Origin of the sequence: Nocardioides islandensis (genome assembly GCF_015352455.1) — a bacterium.
Taxonomy (GTDB): domain Bacteria; phylum Actinomycetota; class Actinomycetes; order Propionibacteriales; family Nocardioidaceae; genus Nocardioides; species Nocardioides islandensis.
Genome location: NZ_JADKPN010000007.1, coordinates 30,992 through 46,909, shown reverse-complemented (window position 1 = coordinate 46,909; position 15,918 = coordinate 30,992). Strand labels below are relative to the sequence as shown.

Genomic DNA, 15,918 nt, shown 5'->3' with positions numbered 1-15,918 from the left:
TAGGGTGACCGGGTGCCGATCCCTGAGTTCGTCGTCGAGATCCGCAAGCTGATCGGGCAGCGGGAGATGTGGCTGCCGGGGATCACCGCGGTGGTGACCCGCGGACCGGTCCATGCGCAGGAGATCCTGCTCGTGCAGCGCGCCGACAACGGGCACTGGACACCCATCACGGGCATCCCGGAGCCCGGCGAGGAACCGGCGCACGCCGCGGCGCGCGAGGCACTCGAGGAGACCGGGGTCGTGGTCTCGGTCGACCGGCTCGCCTCGACGAGCGCCTACCCCGGCGTAGTGCACGTCAACGGCGACCGCGCGTCGTACCTCGACCTCACGTTCGCCTGCACCTACGTCTCGGGCGACGCGCACGTGGCCGACGACGAGTCGCAGGACGTGCGCTGGTACCCGGTGCACGCGATGCCGGAGATGACGGGGTCGATGAGGCAGCGGATCGCCGACGCGCTGTCCGGTGAGCAGGCGGCGCGGTTCGTGCGGTGACGTCCGCCCGTAGGCTTTGAGGGCCATGCTGACCATCGACCAGGCGACGTACGACCGCATCGTCGCGCACGCCAAGCGCGACCACCCCGACGAGGCGTGCGGCATCGTGGCCGGCCCCGAGGGCAGCGACCGCGCCGAGCGCGTGGTCGAAATGGTGAACGCCGCGGGCAGCCCGACGTTCTACGAGTTCGACTCCACCGAGCTGCTCGCGCTGTACAAGGACATGTGGTCGCGCGACGAGGAACCCGTCGTCGTCTACCACTCCCACACGGCCACAGAGGCCTACCCGAGCCGCACCGACATCGGCCTCGCGAGCGAGCCCGCAGCCCACTACGTGCTGGTCGGCACGCGCGAGCACGGGAATAACGAGGGCCCTGTGGAGTTCAGGTCTTTCAGGATCGTGGACGGCGAGGTGACCGAGGAAGAGGTCTCCGTCGTCCCCCACCTTCTCCCCCTGACCAAGGAGTGACCCATGGCCGTCGAGGTCCGCATCCCCACCATCCTGCGCAGCTACACCAGCGACCAGAAGGCCGTCACGGCCGAGGGCACCACGCTCGCGGCGGTGATCGACGACCTGGACGCCAACCACCCCGGCATCAAGGAACGGCTCATCGAGCAGAGCGGACTGCGCCGGTTCGTGAACGTGTACGTCAACGACGAGGACGTCCGCTTCATCGGAGGTCTCGAGGCCGAGATCAGCGACGGCGACCAGGTCGTGGTGCTGCCCGCGGTCGCCGGCGGCCAGGGATAGGCGGAACCGTGACCCCGACCGGTCGTCGGACGTTCGTCCTCGTCGACGGCGAGAACATCGACGCGACCATCGGGACGTCCATCCTCCAGCGACGCCCGCAGCCCGACGAGCGACCCCGCTGGGAGCGGGTGACGGAGTTCGCGACCCAGCACTGGGGCCAGGAGGCCACCGGGCTGTTCTTCATCAACGCCTCGCAGGGCCAGCTGCCGGTGCCGTTCGTGCAGGCGCTGCTCGCGCTGAGCTACCGCGTCATCCCGCTCTCCGGTCCCTCCGACCAGAAGGTCGTGGACGTCGGCATCCAGCGCACGATGGACGCGCTGCTCGGCCACGAGGATGCCGACGTGCTGCTGGTCAGCCACGACGGCGACTTCGCCCCGCACCTGCTCCAGCTCCAGGCGGCGGGGCGCCGGGTGGGCGTGATGGCGTTCCCCGAGTTCACCAGCGGCCAGCTCAGCGCGGCCGGCGTCGAGATCCTCGACCTGGAGAGCGACGTCGGGGCGTTCAACGTCCAGCTGCCACGGGTCCGGGTGATCCCCCTGGCGTCGTTCGACCCGGAGTACTTCCTCCGATGAGCCGCCACGACGACCTGCTCTCCTCGGTCGGCGGCACCCCGCTCGTCGGGCTGCCCCGGCTGTCCCCGAGCCCCGACGTGCGCCTCTGGGCCAAGCTCGAGGACCGCAGCCCCACGGGCTCGATCAAGGACCGCGCGGCGCTGGCGATGGTGATGGACGCCGAGAAGCAGGGGCTGCTGCGGCCGGGCTGCACCATCTTGGAGCCGACGTCCGGCAACACCGGGATCTCGCTGGCGATGGCGGCCAAGCTGCGCGGGTACCGGCTGGTCTGCGTGATGCCCGAGAACACCTCGGACGAGCGGCGCCAGCTGCTGCGCATGTGGGGCGCCGAGATCATCTCCTCGCCCGCCGCCGGCGGCTCCAACGAAGCGGTGCGGCAGGCCAAGCTGGTCGCGGCCGAGCACCCGGACTGGGTGATGCTCTACCAGTACGGCAACGAGGCCAACGCCCGCGCGCACTACGAGGGCACCGGACCAGAGCTCCTGGCCGACCTGCCGGAGGTCACGCACTTCGTGGCTGGGCTCGGCACGACCGGGACGCTGATGGGCGTGGGGCGGTTCTTCCGGGAGAACAAGCCGACGGTGCGCATCGTTGCCGCCGAGCCGCGGTACGGCGAGCTCGTCTACGGCCTGCGCAACATGGACGAGGGCTTCGTCCCCGAGCTGTACGACGAGACGCTGATCGACGCACGCTTCTCGGTCGGCCCGCGCGACGCCGTACGCCGCGTCCGCGAGCTCCTCGACGAGGAGGGCATCTTCGCCGGCATCTCCACCGGCGCGATCCTGCACGCCGCGCTGGCCCAGGCGGCCAAGGCGGTCAAGGCCGGCCAGCGCGCCGACATCGCCTTCGTCGTCTGCGACGGGGGCTGGAAGTACCTGTCGACCGGCGCGTACGAAGGCACGATCGACGAGGCCGAGGACGCCCTCGAGGGCCAGCTCTGGGCCTGAGGCCTCTCATGGTGGTCGAGCCGGGCGAGCGCCAGCGAGCCCGTGTCGAGACCCGGAAGGCTCACGGGGTCTCGACGCGTTCGGCCGTGGCCGGCCTCACGGCTCGACCAGCATGAAACGTCTCCGTCCTAGGGTGTCGCCATGCGTGCCTTCCTCCCAGGAGTGCTGGCGGCCGCGCTACTCGTGCCGTTCCCGTCGGGCGCGGCGATGGCGCCGGTCGTCGCCGAGCGCGGTGGTCTGCAGCTGCGCAGCGGCGTGGAGGTCGAGGGCGTGCTGAGGTACGGGCGGACGGTCAAGGTCACCCGGGGCACGTGGAACCGCACGCCGGACAGGTACCGCTTCCAGTGGTTCCGCGGCGCGACCGAGATCGCCGGCGCCACGGGTCAGACCTACCGCCTCGGTGTCGCGGACGTCGGGCAGAGGATCAAGGCCCGCGTGTACGTCAAGAAGCGCGGCTACGACTGGTCGCAGGCGACGGCGCGCGGCGACGGCACCGTGGGCTACCGCATCCCGCCGCGCCGTACCGTCACCTACCGCATCGAGTCCCGGGGCCGGATCACCGCGAGCATGAGGGTGTTCGCCCGCCTGGCCGCCCAGACGTACGCCGACCCGCGCGGCTGGCGGAACGCGGGCGTGGTCTTCAAGCGGGTCCGCGGCGCCTCGGACTTCTCGCTGGTGCTCGCGGAGGCGAGCTGGCTGCCGCGCTTCTCCTCGACGTGCAGCGTGCAGTGGAGCTGTCGCGCCGGTCGCTACGTCGTGATCAACCAGGCCCGCTGGCTGTACGCCTCACCGTCCTGGAACGGCGCGGGCAAGACGCTGCGCGACTACCGCAACCTCGTCGTCAACCACGAGACCGGGCACTGGCTCGGCCACGGCCACCTCGGCTGCCCGGGTCCGGGCCGGCTGGCGCCGGTGATGATGCAGCAGTCCAAGGGCCTCGACGGCTGCCGCCACAACCCGTGGCCGCTGCCGAGCGAGCTCTGGTTCCGCTAGGGAGCGGTGATCTCGAGGTCCTGCGCGGCGTCGAGCTCGCTGCCCGGGATCGCCGGGAAGCCCAGCACGTCGAGGACCAGGTTGCCGACGTCGCCGTTCCGGATCGGCTGGCGAGGGGCGGCGTAGCCGGGGCGGGCGGTGCCGGGGTCGGCGTACGTCGGGTTGAGGCTGTAGAGGTCGACGCCGGCCGGGACCCCGCCACCCATGACCAGGAAGGGGATCCGGTAGTCGGCGTAGGCCGACGCGGTCGAGTGGCTGGTGCCCTGCCCGCCGTGGTCGGAGGTGACGATGAGCAGCGTGTGGTCACGCTGGGCCGGGTCGCGGAAGAGGACGGAGAAGAGCCTGTCGATCTGCCGGTCGGTCTTCCTGACGGCGGTCAGGTAGGCCGGCGACATCCAGCCCGACGCGTGGCCAGCGAGGTCCGGGGCCGAGAAGTGCACGAACGTGAACGCCCGCGTCCGGTCGGACAGGTCGCCGCCGGCCTTGCGCCGCAGCTCTCGTTGGTCGAGCAGGATGAGCGAGCGGTCGATGGCGGGCCAGGACCGCGGGTACAGCGAGAACTTCGTCTTGGTGGCGAACATCGCGGTGCTGAGCCCGGCGTGCTCGAGCCGCGAGAACACCGACGCGACCGGGTGTCCGGCGGCGGCCTGGACGGTGCGGGGGACCAGACGGTCGTCGTCCCAGGTGACGCCGTGGCCGCCGAGCGCCTTGTCGACCCGGCGGCTGGTCAACATGCTCGTGTGGTTGGGCAGGGTGACGGTCTGCTCGACCTCGGTGCGAGCGTTGAACGTCCAGGCGCCCTCGCGCATCATCAGGTGGAACATCGGGGTGCCGGCTTCGCCGAGCTGGGTGATCGCGTCCGGGTTCAGGCCGTCGACGGAGATGACCAGGACCCGGGTGATCTCCGGGGCCTGTCGCGAGGCCTCGGGCGCGGGCGACGCACCAGCGACGGGAGCGGCGCCCAGGACGAGCCCGAGGACGGCCGCGGCGAACGTGGCACGGGAGGGGGAGCGCATCCCGACAGGTTACGTGTGCCCGTTGTCACGGTCGCGTTCATCGTGGTTTGGCGGGTCCGAGCCCCTAGCCTCGACACGTGCAGCACGTCGACGCGCCGATCGGCATCTTCGACTCCGGGTTCGGCGGCCTCACGGTCGCCCGGTCGGTCATCGACCAGCTCCCGCACGAGTCGGTGGTGTACGTCGGCGACACCGCGCGCCAGCCCTACGGACCCAAGCCGATCGGCGAGGTCCGGGAGTACGCCCTCGAGTGCCTCGACCACCTCGTGGCGCTCGGCGTCAAGGCGCTGGTCATCGCCTGCAACTCCGCCAGTGCGGCGATGCTGCGCGACGCCCGCGAGCGCTACGACGTGCCGGTCGTCGAGGTCATCTTCCCGGCCACCCGCCGCGCGGTCGCCGCCAGCCGCAGCGGCCGCATCGGCGTCATCTGCACCAGGTCGACGGCCGAGTCGATGGCCTACGACGACGCCTTCGCCGCGGCCCCGCACGTCAGCCTCACCACCCAGGTCTGCCCGCGCTTCGTCGACTTCGTCGAGGCCGGCGTCACCGGCGGCGACGAGCTGATCGGCGTGGCCCACGAGTACCTGGACCCGCTGGTGGCCGCGGGCATCGACACGCTGATCCTCGGCTGCACGCACTACCCGCTGCTGACCGGCGTCATCTCCTACGTCATGGGCGACGACGTCACCCTGGTGAGCAGCGCGGAGGAGTGCGCCAAGGACGTCTACAAGATGCTCGTCGCGACCGACCTGATGCGGCAGTCCGGCGAGCCGGCGTACCGCTTCCTCACCACCGGCGCCCCCGACGAGTTCGAGCGGATCGGCCGCCGGTTCCTCGGACCCGAGCTCGCCGCCGCGCGCCAGTTCACGGGGACGTTGGTGCCATGAGGCTGGTCGTCGTCGGCTGCGCCGGCTCCTACCCGGGGCCGGACTCGCCCGCCAGCTGCTACCTGCTCGAGGAGCAGGACGGCGCCGGTCGCACGTGGCGGATCCTGCTCGACCTCGGGTCCGGGGCGCTCGGGGCGTTGCACCGGTACGCCGACCCGCTGGCCGTCGACGCGGTGTTCCTCAGCCACCTGCACCCCGACCACTGCATGGACCTCTGCGGGTACCACGTCCTGCGCCGCTACCACCCGTCCGGCGCCCAGCCGCGCCTGGCGGTCCACGGCCCGGAGGGCACGGCGGGCCGGATGGCGGTCGCCTACGGCCTGGACCCGGACCCCGGCATGACCGAGGAGTTCGACTTCCTCGACCACCGGCCGAGCGTCGAGGTCGGCCCGTTCGTCGTCGAGGCGGTGCCGGTCGTGCACCCGGTGCCGGCGTTCGGGTTCCGCGTGACGGCCGGCGGGCGCACCCTCGCGTACTCCGGTGACACCGGCCCCTGCGCGGGCCTCGACCGGCTGGCCGACCGCGCCGACCTGCTGCTGGCCGAGGCGTCGTTCCGCAGCGAGGACCGCAACCCCCCGGACCTGCACCTGACCGGCGCCGACGGCGGCCGCGCGGCCGCGGCCGGCGGCGTCGGCCGGCTGGTGCTCACGCACGTGCCGCCGTGGCACGACCCGGATCTGGCGATGGCGGAGGCGAAGTCGCAGTACGACGGCGAGATCTCGCTGGCGACGACCGGGGCGACGTACCTGGTCTAGTCGTCAACACGTTGTCCCCGGGATCGACGGACGACACGCCGCGGCAGACGCGAACCTCGGTCGGTGCGATCGGCGTCCTCTGTCGTCGCCGGTCTCTGCCTGCTGCTCGGCGTGCCGGCGGCTGCCGGCGCGCTCACGCCCGACCAGCGGCCGGAGGGCCCGTCCCCGCTGATGGCCGCACCCGCCCACGGAAGCCGTGCCCTGGCTCGCCTGGGCGCCGACGTCGGCGAGGCCGCGCACCGCAGCGGCCTGACCACTCGCGCGCTGACCGAGACCCTGGACGCCGACGAAACCGCGTGGGTGGACACCGCCGGACGGCTCTTCTACGCCGACGAGGCGCCGGAGGTGGCGGCGGCCACCGCGTCCGCCCCGACCGAGGCCGCGGCGCAGCCCTACGACCAGACCTTCCTGCTGCACTCGCGGCCGACGGCGACGCGGGTGATCTACCTCGACTTCGACGGGTACGCGGTGCACGACACCGCCTGGAACGCCTCCGGCACGCCCGCGCTCACCGTGCCGGCGTACTCGGTCGACGGCGACCCGGCGTTCTCCAACGCCGAGCTCGACGTCGTGCAGGAGGTCTGGGCCCGGGTGGCGGAGGACTACGCGCCGTTCGGCGTCGACGTGACGACGCAGGACCCCGGCACGGCCGGTCTCGCCCGTACCTCCGACGAGGACACGGCGTACGGCGCCCGCGTCGCGATCACCGCCGACACCTCGCTGCGCGCGACGGTCAGCGGCTGCGGTGGCGGGTGCGCCGGGGTCGCCTACGTGGCCACGTACGACGCGGTGATGACGGGCTACCCGGAGTACTACCAGCCGGCGTTCGCGCTCGCGGCGCCCGGCTACACCGCGGCGAACATCGCCGAGATCGCCGCCCACGAGGTCGGCCACACCCTTGGGCTGCGCCACGACGGCGAGGGCTTGTCGGGGTACTACCAGGACACCACCGGCACCCGGATCTGGTCGCCGGTCATGGGCGCGGGGTACACGCCGCTGACCCAGTTCTCGATCGGCGACTACGCCGGCGCCACCCAGACCCAGGACGACTTCGCCGTCGTCGCCTCGCACGGCATCGCGCTCGTCGGCGACGACTTCGGCAACGGCTCGGTGACGGCGTACTCGCTGGGCTCGACCGCGGCGAACGTCTCCGGGCTGGTCGGCTCACGGGCGGACGTCGACTCCTTCCGGATCACCCGCTCGTGCAGCGGCGCCCTGACCGCGTCGGTCGCGCCCGCGGCGCTCGGCGCGGACCTCGACTCCCGGCTGCGGCTGCTCGACGCCTCGGGCGGCCTGCTCGCCTCGTCCGCACCTCCGGCCGCGCGCGCGGGCACCTGGTCGCCGGTCGTCACCGGCCTGGACGCCTCGATCTCGCGCAGCCTGGACCCGGGGACCTACTACCTCGAGGTCGACGGCGTCGGCCTGGACGACGCGACGCTGGGGTACAGCGACTACGGGAGCGTGGGCCGGTACCTGCTGGCGGTCTCGGGCTGTGACGCCGTCTCGCCCGCGAACGTGCCGAGCGTCCCGGTCGTCGTCGCCGCCGACCGTGACTCGGCCGCCCACGGGTTGCGGCTCACGTGGGACGCGCCCGCCGTCAGCGGTGGCACTCCGGTGACCGGGTACGTCGTGACGGTGAACGGCGCCGGCCCTGTGACGCTCCCCGCCTCGGCGCGCTCCTACACGGCGATGAACCTGGACCCGCAGACCTCCTACACACTCGGGGTCGCGGCCCAGAACGTCGCCGGCTCCAGCACGGTCGCCACCCGCGCCGCGACGACGGGCGCCTTCTCCGGCGGGCCGGTCACGGCGACGCCGACGACCAGCGCACCCACCTCCGCTCCGACCTCGTCCCCGACCTCGTCCCCGACGGCGTCCGCGACCGCGACGGCCACCGCGACGGCCACGGCCACCGCGACTGCGACGGTGACCCCGACGGCGACTCCGACGGTGACGCCGACGGTGACGCCGACGGCCCAGCCGTTGCTGACCGTGCCGTCGGCCCCGTGGCTGACGCAGGTGAAGCCGGGAAAGGCGGGCGGCCCGACGACGGTCAAGGTGCGCTGGCTGCCGCCGGCCACGACCGGCGGCTCGCCGGTGACGTCGTACACCGTGACGATCTGGCGCCTGGACGCCTCGGGCCGCACGCGCCGCACCGGCTCGTACCTCGCCGCACCCGGCGACCGGGCGCTGGTCCTGCAGCTGACGCACGGGAGGTACGTGTTCGCGGTGACCGCCTCGAACGCGATCGGCGACGGACCTCGGTCGGCGCGCTCGGAGGCCGTCCGGCCCCGGTGAGGCGACCCGGCAGGGTCGTTCAGGCCAGCCCGGCGTCGTGCACGCAGAGCGCGATCTGCACGCGGTTGGTGACGCCCAGCTTGTCGAAGAGCCGCGAGACGTGCGCCTTCACCGTGGGCACCGAGAGATAGAGCTCGGCTGCGATCTGGGCGTTGCTCAGACCCCGGCCGACGGCCAGCGCGACGTCGCGCTCGCGCTCGGTCAGGTCGGCCAGGCGGGCGACCGCCGCGGTGCTGCGCGTGGTGCCGGCGACCTGGCGGATCAGCGAGCGCGTCACGGCGGGGGAGAGCATCGGCTCGCCGTCGGCCACCTTGCGGATCGCGTCGACGACCTGGGGCGGCGCGGTGTCCTTGAGCAGGAAGCCGTCCGCGCCGGCCGCGAGCGCCTCCGCGACGTACTCGTCGGCGTCGAACGTCGTCAGCACGATGACGCGCGGCGGGTCGTCCCCGGCCAGCAGCCTGCGCGTCGCGTCGAGGCCGCTCATCCGCGGCATCCGGATGTCCATGAGCACCACGTCCGGCCCCAGGTCGGCGGCGGCGTCGAGACCGGCCTGGCCGTCGCCCGCCTCGCCGACCACCTCGAGGTCCGGCTGGCCGCCCAGCATGAACGTGAGCGCCGAGCGGACCAGCGGGTCGTCGTCGACGATGAGGAGCCTGATCGTCATCAGGCCGCCCACGGTATCCAGCCGTGCAGGACGAACCGCTGGCCGTCCCGCCGCCCCTCGAGGCGCCCGCCGCGGAGCTCGGCGCGCTCGGTCAGCCCGATCAGCCCGAGCCCCGAGCCCGGCGTCGCGGTCGGACCCCAGCCGATCGGGTTGCTGAGCGTGATGTCGACGCCGTCCTGCGGCGTGCCGCTCACCTCGATGCGGAGCACCGCGCCGGGTGCGTGCTTGGCGGCGTTGGTGATGCCCTCCTGGACGATCCGGTACAGCGTCCGCCCGACCACGTCCGGAAGTGCCTGGTCGCCGTCGAGCCGGTCCACGAACTCGACGTGAAACCCCGCCTCGCGGGCCTGCTCCACCAGCGCGGGCAGGTCCGCCCAGGTCGGCTGCGGCGCCGAGGCCAGGGCGCCGGTCTCCGGGTCGCGGAGCACGCCGAGGACGCCGCGGAGGTCGTCGAGGGCGGCGTTGGCGAGGTCGCGGATCACGTTGGAGTGCTCGCGCAGCTGGTCGGCGTCCAGGTCGCTGCGAAAGCCGAGCGCGCCCGCGTGCATGGAGATCTGCGAGATGCGGTGCGCCAGCACGTCGTGCATCTCGCGGGCGATCCGGGCCCGCTCGTTGCCGCGCGCCTGGCCGACCCGGAGCTCCTGCTCGGCCTCCGCGCGCTCGGCGCGGTTCTTGAGGGTCCACACCAGCTCGCGGCGCGACCCGATGTACATGCCCCAGGCCAGCGCGCCCGCGGTGAAGGCGGTGATCACGATCAGGTCCAGCCACCAGGAGTCGGTCGACGACTGTCCCGGGACGAGGACGCGGTACACCTGGCCGGCCACCAGGTTCAGGCCGCCGACCAGCACGATCTGCCACCACACCCGCCGGCTCGCCAGCGACACGGCGGCGAGCACGCCCGGCCCGGAGGCGGTCGTGCTGAACGCGCCGAACACCGTCAGCACCACCGCGACGCCCAGCGGGAAGCGGCGCCGCCAGAACACGAGCACGAAGCTCACGGCGCCGACCGTCAGGTCCAGCCAGAGGTAGGCCCGGTCGGCCTTCCACTCGTCCTGCACCGGCTCGAACGCGACCATCACGGTGAGCACCAGGCACACGGCGTACCGCCACGTGTGGCTCCACCACGTCAGCCGTGGCTGGTAGAGCTCGGGCGGGGGCCGTTCCATGGGGCCAGGCTAGGGGCGTCGTACGTCGCGCAGCAGCGGTCGCGGGTATGCGGCCGACCCCCTACTTTCGTCGCCGCGATCGATGCCGAGGTCCGATGCCCGCCTGGTCCGGGCCCGCAAGGATCGGCTCATGATCAAGGTCGAAGGACTCACCCGTGTCTACGGGAGCTTCACGGCGGTCGACGACATCAGCTTCACGTGCAGGCCGGGGACGGTGACGGGCTTCCTGGGCCCGAACGGCGCGGGCAAGACCACCACCATGCGGGTGATGGTCGGGCTCACCCCGGCGACGCGAGGCGACGTGACGATCGGCGGCCTCCACTTCCACGACATCCCCAACCCCGGCCGGCACGTCGGCGTGCTGCTCGACGCCTCGGCCCAGCACGCCGGTCGCACCGGCCGCGAGGTGCTGACGCTGGGCGCGCAGACGATGGGGCTGCCGATGTCGCGGGTCGACGAGATGCTCGAGCTCGTCTCCCTCGACGAGACCGAGTCGCGCCGGCGGATCCGCAACTACTCGCTCGGCATGCGCCAGCGCCTCGGCATCGCGCACGCGCTGCTCGGCGACCCGTCCGTGCTGATCCTCGACGAGCCGGCCAACGGCCTGGACCCCGCAGGCATCCGGTGGATGCGCGGGCTGCTCAAGGGGTACGCCGACCGCGGCGGCACGGTGCTCCTCTCCAGCCACCTGCTCCACGAGGTCGAGCAGATCGCCGACGAGATGCTGCTCATCGGCCGCGGCAAGATCGTGGCTCGCGGCTCGAAGGCCGAGCTGCTCGCCAACGCCGGCGGCGCGGGCACCCTCGTCACCGCGCTCGACCACGACCAGCTCACCGGTGCTCTCACCGACCGGGGCCTGTCGTTCGTGCCGGTCGCCGACGGGATCCGGGTCGATGCCCAGCCCGTCGACGTCGGCCGGCTCGCGGCCGAGCGCTCGATCGTGCTCACCGAGCTGCGCACGGCCAGTGGCGGCCTCGAGGACCTCTTCCTCGAGCTGACCGCCGACACGCAGCGCGACGACGTCTCCGCCGCGCCCGCCCCGGAAGGAGCCAGCCTGTGACCACGGTCCCTGGCAGCACTGCCATGACCCTCGACATCAGCCAGACCGAACGGGTGCCCTTCAGCCGGCTGGTCCACGTCGAGCTGCGCAAGATGGTCGACACCCGCGCCGGCCGCTGGCTGCTGATCTCGATCGCGGCGCTGACCGCCCTCGTGCTCGTCATCCAGCTCTGGGTCGTGCTGGCCCAGGACCAGACGGTGGGCTTCAACGACTTCGCGGCCGGCGCCAACATCCCGATGAACATCCTGCTGCCGGTCCTCGGCGTCATGTCCGTGACCAGCGAGTGGAGCCAGCGGACGGCGATGGTGACGTTCTCCCTGGAGCCCTCGCGCAGCCGGTTCCTGGCCGCGAAGTACGTCGGCACGCTCATCATGGCGCTGATCGCGGTCGTCCTCGGCCTCGCGCTGACCATCGGCGCCAACGGCCTGTACGCGGCGTTCAGCGACAACCAGGTGACCTGGAACCTGGGCCCGTTCCAGCTGTTCTGCTTCTTCCTGCTCTACGTCTTCTCGATGAGCACCGGCTTCGCCTTCGGCATGCTGCTGCTCAACACCGCGGCCGCGATCGTCGTGTACTTCGTGTACTCGTTCGTGCTCCCCGGGTTGTTCGAGCTCGGCTCGGCGCTGATGGGCTGGTTCAAGGACATCCGGCCCTGGATCGACTTCAACAACGCGCAGAACCCGATCATCGAGGCCGACGTCACCGGCAAGGAGTGGGCCCAGCTGCTGACCTCCGGGTTGATCTGGCTGGTGCTGCCGCTGCTCATCGGCGTGTGGAGGGTCCTTCGGGCCGAGGTGAAGTAGGGCCAGCAACGGGGGTCGTCGGACCCGCCCGTTAGGGTCGCCAGACATGACCGAGCGATCCGACGGGCGGGCCGACGACGAGCTCCGCCCTGTGACCATCACCCGCCACTGGCTCGACCACGCGGCGGGCTCGGTGCTGGTGGAGTTCGGTCGCACGCGCGTGCTGTGCGTCGCCTCGGCCTCCGAGGGCGTGCCGCGCTGGCGCAAGGGCTCGGGGCTGGGCTGGGTGACGGCGGAGTACGCCATGCTCCCCGGCTCGACCAACACCCGCTCGGAGCGCGAGTCGGTGAAGGGCCGCATCGGTGGCCGCACCCACGAGATCAGCCGACTGGTCGGCCGCTCGCTGCGGGCGGTCATCGACTACAAGGCTCTGGGCGAGAACACCATCGTCCTCGACTGCGACGTGCTCCAAGCCGACGGCGGCACGCGGACCGCCGCCATCACCGGCGCGTACGTCGCGCTCGCGGACGCCGTGTCCCACCTCCGGTCGACGGGGGCGCTCGCCGGCGAGCCGCTCACCGGCTCGGTGGCCGCTGTGAGCGTCGGCATCGTCGACGGCGCGCCACGACTGGACCTCCACTACGACGACGACGTCCGCGCCGAGACCGACATGAACGTCGTGATGACCGGCGACGGCAGGTTCGTGGAGGTGCAGGGCACGGCCGAGGGCGTGCCGTTCGACCGCGCCGAGCTGGATGCGCTGCTCGCCCTGGCCGAGCAGGGCTGCGCCGACCTGACCCGTCTCCAGTTGGAGGCGCTGGCCCAGACCGCCGACCGGTGAGACTCTTCCTCGCGTCGCGCAACGCCGGCAAGCTCGAGGAGATGCAGCGGATCCTGGCCGAGCACGCCCCGGGCATCGTCGTCGTCGGGCTGGACGCCGTGCCGGCGTACGACGAGCCGGTCGAGGACCGCCCCACGTTCGAGGGCAACGCCCTGCTCAAGGCCCGGGCGGGCCTGGCCGCGACCGGCCTCCCGAGCGTCGCCGACGACAGCGGCATCTGCGTGGACGCCCTCAACGGCATGCCCGGCGTGCTGTCGGCCCGCTGGTCCGGCCCGCCCAAGTCGGATGCCCGCAACAACGAGCTGCTGCTCGCGCAGCTCTCCGAGGTGCCGGCCCAGCGGCGTACGGCCCACTTCGTGTGCGTCGTCGCGTTCTGCCACCCCGACGGCACCGAGGCCGTCGTGCGCGGGGAGATGCACGGCCACGTCGTGCGGGAAGCGCGCGGGAGCGGGGGCTTCGGCTACGACGTGGTGTTCGAGGCCGACGAAGCCCCCGGCGTCACCACCGCCGAGCTGACGCCCGGCGACAAGGACGCCATCTCCCACCGTGGCAAGGCGCTGCGCGAGATCGGCCCGCTGATCGGCGCGGCTCTGCGCGGCTGATCCGCGTGCCGGAGGCGGGACTCGAACCCGCACACCCGAAGGCACAGGTACCTAAGACCTGCGTGTCTGCCAGTTCCACCACTCCGGCGAGTGCGGACCGATCCTAGGCGGCGAGGCCGAGGTCCCTGCGTAGCTTGGCGACGTGGCCGGTGGCCTTCACGTTGTACTGCGCCACTGCGATCTTCCCGTCCTCGTCGACGACGAACGTGGAGCGGATGACGCCCTCCACGAGCTTGCCGTAGAGCTTCTTCTCGCCGTACGCGCCGTACGCCTGCATCGCGGACAGGTCGGGGTCGGAGAGCAGGGTGATGGTGAGGCCGTCCCGCTCGCGGAACTTGGCGAGCTTGGCGGGGGAATCCTTGGAGATCCCCAGCACGTCGTACCCCGCCGCCTTCAGCGACGAGAGCGAGTCGGTGAAGTCGCAGGCCTGAGTGGTGCAGCCGGGGGTCATCGCGGCCGGGTAGAAGTACACGATCACCTTGCGGCCACGCAGGCCGGACAGCGAGACCTCCTCGCCGGTGTCGGAGGTGAGCGTGAAGTCCGGGGCGACGTCGCCCACCGCAAGTCGTTCGGTCACGAGCGCCACGCTAACGCGCGGGGCCTCGTTGGTAGCCTGCGGGAGTGACCAACGAGATGTCCTCGCTCGAGCGGGAGATCGAGGCGACCCGCGACCGGCTGGCCGACACGATCGACCAGCTCGTCTACCGGGCCAACCCGAAGACGATCGTCAGCCGTGAGGTCAGCTCCATCAAGGCCTTCTTCGTCGACCCGGCCACCGGTCACCCACGCACCGACAACATCCTCAAGGTCGCCGGCGGCGTGGTCGGGGTCGTCGCCGTGTTCGCGGTCGTCCGCCGCGTCGTGCGCTGATCAGCGAGCAGAGCCTCATGTCCGACAAGGCGCCGATCAAGATGCTGCACGACCGGCTGCTCGTCGAGATCGACCGCGAGGCCGGCGAGCGCCGCTCCTCGGGCGGCATCGTCATCCCCGCCACGGCGGCCCTCGGCGCGCGGCGCCTGGTCTGGTCTCGGGTCGTGGCCTGCGGCCCGCACGCCCGCTCCGTCGAGATCGGCGACCGCGTGCTGTTCGACCCCGAGGACAAGGCCGAGGTCGAGGTGCAGGGCGAGACGTACGTCGTGATGCGCGAGCGTGACGTGCACGCGGTGGCCGCCGAGCGACTCGGCGACGCCGAGAACACCGGCCTCTACTTGTGACCCACCTGCCGTCGTACGGCGACGACCTCCGCGTGGTCGCGCCCGCGCCCGGCATCGGCGCCGGCAACTGGTCCGGCGCGGCCAGCGCGGTGCTCGTGGACGGCGTGTTCTGGCTGACCTGGCGCGTACGCCGCCCGCTCACCGAGGGCCGCGGGGTCACCGTCGTCGTCGCCCGCTCCGGCGACGGCGAGACGTTCGAGCAGGTCGCCGAGGTGGAGCGCGACGCGTTCGGTGCCGAGTCCTTCGAACGCCCGGTCCTCGTGCCGGTGCCCGGTCTGGGGTGGCGGCTCTACCTGTCGTGCGCGACGCCCGGCTCCAAGCACTGGTGGGTCGACAGCCTCACCGCGCCCACCGTCGAGGGCCTCGCGGCCGGCCACCAGCAGGTCGTGCTCCCCGGCGACGCGCACACGGCGGTCAAGGACCCGGTGATCACCCGCGACGCTCGGTCATCGGGGGGCGGCTGGCACCTGTGGCTGTGCTGCCACCCGCTCGACGACGCCGGTCACGAGGACCGGATGACGACGCGCTACCTCACCGGCGACGACGGCCTCGACTGGACCGACCGCGGCGAGGTGCTCCGCGGTCGCCCGGGCGAGTGGGACGCGCGCGGGGCGCGCGTGACCACGGTCGTCGGCCACGACCCGCTGACGGTCCTCTACGACGGCCGTCCGGACGCCGAGTCCAACTGGTTCGAGACCACTGGCGTGGCCGTCTGGGACGACGGTGACGGGCAGGGCCGGCTGGTGCCGGACCCGACGATCTCGCCGATCCGGTCGCCGTACGCCGACGGCGCCTTCCGGTACGCCGCCGCCGTGCCGCTCGGGGACGGCCGGACGCGCTACTTCGTCGAGGCCGCCCGCGAGGACGGCGCGCACGACCTGGTCACGATGGTGCGGTGACGGAGCGCCCCACCCAGG

General features: G+C 72.3%; 20 protein-coding genes and 1 tRNA gene. 16 read left to right on the top strand and 5 right to left on the bottom strand.

What is annotated here, in order from left to right:
- Positions 1 to 12 precede the first annotated feature (12 nt).
- The 6 genes from ISU07_RS12695 to ISU07_RS12670 all read left to right on the top strand — a co-directional run bounded on the left by ISU07_RS12695 (position 13) and on the right by ISU07_RS12670 (position 3,755).
- Positions 13 to 492: an NUDIX hydrolase gene (locus ISU07_RS12695; RefSeq protein ID WP_194707176.1), complete on the top strand. Its 480-nt coding sequence runs from the start codon at positions 13 to 15 to the stop codon at positions 490 to 492.
- A 25-nt stretch (positions 493 to 517) separates the two neighbouring features.
- Positions 518 to 961 (top strand): Mov34/MPN/PAD-1 family protein, encoded by a 444-nt coding sequence (locus tag ISU07_RS12690; RefSeq protein WP_194707175.1) that lies wholly within the window; start codon positions 518 to 520, stop codon positions 959 to 961.
- Between the two features lie 3 nt (positions 962 to 964).
- Positions 965 to 1,243: a MoaD family protein gene (locus ISU07_RS12685; RefSeq protein ID WP_194707174.1), complete on the top strand. Its 279-nt coding sequence runs from the start codon at positions 965 to 967 to the stop codon at positions 1,241 to 1,243.
- An 8-nt stretch (positions 1,244 to 1,251) separates the two neighbouring features.
- Entirely contained in the window at positions 1,252 to 1,815 is a 564-nt protein-coding gene (locus tag ISU07_RS12680; RefSeq protein ID WP_194707173.1) for an NYN domain-containing protein, read from the top strand.
- Positions 1,812 to 2,762 (top strand): PLP-dependent cysteine synthase family protein, encoded by a 951-nt coding sequence (locus tag ISU07_RS12675; RefSeq protein WP_194707172.1) that lies wholly within the window; start codon positions 1,812 to 1,814, stop codon positions 2,760 to 2,762. Before ISU07_RS12680 ends, ISU07_RS12675 begins: the two co-directional genes overlap by 4 nt.
- Before the next feature lie 141 nt (positions 2,763 to 2,903).
- Positions 2,904 to 3,755 (top strand): DUF3152 domain-containing protein, encoded by an 852-nt coding sequence (locus tag ISU07_RS12670; protein ID WP_194707171.1) that lies wholly within the window; start codon positions 2,904 to 2,906, stop codon positions 3,753 to 3,755.
- Here the strand turns inward: ISU07_RS12670 and ISU07_RS12665 are convergent.
- On the bottom strand, positions 3,752 to 4,771 hold the full coding sequence (locus ISU07_RS12665; protein WP_194707170.1) for an alkaline phosphatase family protein: 1,020 nt from the start codon (positions 4,769 to 4,771) through the stop codon (positions 3,752 to 3,754). The two genes, ISU07_RS12670 and ISU07_RS12665, sit on opposite strands and share 4 nt — an antisense overlap.
- Positions 4,772 to 4,848: 77 nt before the next feature.
- On the opposite strand from ISU07_RS12665, the gene murI reads away from it, so the two are divergent.
- The 3 genes from murI to ISU07_RS12650 all read left to right on the top strand — a co-directional run bounded on the left by murI (position 4,849) and on the right by ISU07_RS12650 (position 8,711).
- Positions 4,849 to 5,658, top strand: coding sequence for a glutamate racemase (gene murI / locus ISU07_RS12660; RefSeq protein WP_194707169.1), 810 nt, complete (start codon positions 4,849 to 4,851; stop codon positions 5,656 to 5,658).
- Positions 5,655 to 6,413 (top strand): MBL fold metallo-hydrolase, encoded by a 759-nt coding sequence (locus ISU07_RS12655; RefSeq protein ID WP_194707168.1) that lies wholly within the window; start codon positions 5,655 to 5,657, stop codon positions 6,411 to 6,413. The genes murI and ISU07_RS12655 overlap by 4 nt, the downstream gene beginning before the upstream one ends.
- A gap of 63 nt (positions 6,414 to 6,476) precedes the next feature.
- A complete protein-coding gene (locus ISU07_RS12650; RefSeq protein ID WP_194707167.1) occupies positions 6,477 to 8,711 on the top strand; it encodes a fibronectin type III domain-containing protein in 2,235 nt (744 codons plus the stop codon).
- A gap of 19 nt (positions 8,712 to 8,730) precedes the next feature.
- Here ISU07_RS12650 and ISU07_RS12645 read toward each other — a convergent pair whose 3' ends face one another.
- Both ISU07_RS12645 and ISU07_RS12640 read right to left on the bottom strand, forming a co-directional pair.
- Entirely contained in the window at positions 8,731 to 9,375 is a 645-nt protein-coding gene (locus ISU07_RS12645; RefSeq protein WP_194707166.1) for a response regulator, read from the bottom strand.
- Complete coding sequence (locus ISU07_RS12640) at positions 9,375 to 10,541, bottom strand: sensor histidine kinase (protein WP_194707165.1); 1,167 nt, start codon at positions 10,539 to 10,541, stop codon at positions 9,375 to 9,377. Before ISU07_RS12640 ends, ISU07_RS12645 begins: the two co-directional genes overlap by 1 nt.
- A 130-nt stretch (positions 10,542 to 10,671) precedes the next feature.
- Between ISU07_RS12640 and ISU07_RS12635 the strand changes: the two genes are divergently transcribed.
- The 4 genes from ISU07_RS12635 to rdgB are packed head-to-tail and all read left to right on the top strand — an operon-like array spanning position 10,672 to position 13,787.
- The gene (locus tag ISU07_RS12635; protein WP_194707164.1) at positions 10,672 to 11,601 is read left to right on the top strand and encodes an ABC transporter ATP-binding protein; all 930 of its coding nucleotides are present in this window, start codon (positions 10,672 to 10,674) and stop codon (positions 11,599 to 11,601) included.
- Entirely contained in the window at positions 11,598 to 12,404 is an 807-nt protein-coding gene (locus ISU07_RS12630; RefSeq protein WP_323742579.1) for an ABC-2 transporter permease, read from the top strand. The genes ISU07_RS12635 and ISU07_RS12630 overlap by 4 nt, the downstream gene beginning before the upstream one ends.
- Before the next feature lie 46 nt (positions 12,405 to 12,450).
- Complete coding sequence (rph, locus tag ISU07_RS12625) at positions 12,451 to 13,185, top strand: ribonuclease PH (protein WP_194707163.1); 735 nt, start codon at positions 12,451 to 12,453, stop codon at positions 13,183 to 13,185.
- Positions 13,182 to 13,787: an RdgB/HAM1 family non-canonical purine NTP pyrophosphatase gene (gene rdgB / locus ISU07_RS12620; RefSeq protein ID WP_323742578.1), complete on the top strand. Its 606-nt coding sequence runs from the start codon at positions 13,182 to 13,184 to the stop codon at positions 13,785 to 13,787. Before rph ends, rdgB begins: the two co-directional genes overlap by 4 nt.
- A 6-nt stretch (positions 13,788 to 13,793) precedes the next feature.
- Here rdgB and ISU07_RS12615 read toward each other — a convergent pair.
- Both ISU07_RS12615 and bcp read right to left on the bottom strand, forming a co-directional pair.
- Positions 13,794 to 13,875, bottom strand: a tRNA-Leu gene (locus ISU07_RS12615).
- A 15-nt stretch (positions 13,876 to 13,890) separates the two neighbouring features.
- The gene (gene bcp / locus ISU07_RS12610) at positions 13,891 to 14,364 is read right to left on the bottom strand and encodes a thioredoxin-dependent thiol peroxidase (RefSeq protein ID WP_194707162.1); all 474 of its coding nucleotides are present in this window, start codon (positions 14,362 to 14,364) and stop codon (positions 13,891 to 13,893) included.
- Positions 14,365 to 14,408: 44 nt separating this feature from the next.
- Here bcp and ISU07_RS12605 point away from each other — a divergent pair, with 44 nt between their 5' ends.
- Genes ISU07_RS12605 through ISU07_RS12595 form a run of 3 tightly spaced genes read left to right on the top strand, consistent with a single transcriptional unit; the run spans position 14,409 to position 15,900 of the window.
- Positions 14,409 to 14,657, top strand: a complete 249-nt coding sequence (locus ISU07_RS12605; protein WP_323742577.1) for a DUF3618 domain-containing protein — start codon at positions 14,409 to 14,411, stop codon at positions 14,655 to 14,657.
- Between the two features lie 17 nt (positions 14,658 to 14,674).
- The gene (locus ISU07_RS12600; protein ID WP_194707161.1) at positions 14,675 to 15,001 is read left to right on the top strand and encodes a GroES family chaperonin; all 327 of its coding nucleotides are present in this window, start codon (positions 14,675 to 14,677) and stop codon (positions 14,999 to 15,001) included.
- Positions 14,998 to 15,900 (top strand): hypothetical protein, encoded by a 903-nt coding sequence (locus tag ISU07_RS12595; RefSeq protein WP_323742576.1) that lies wholly within the window; start codon positions 14,998 to 15,000, stop codon positions 15,898 to 15,900. Before ISU07_RS12600 ends, ISU07_RS12595 begins: the two co-directional genes overlap by 4 nt.
- The last annotated feature ends 18 nt before the right edge of the window (positions 15,901 to 15,918 follow it).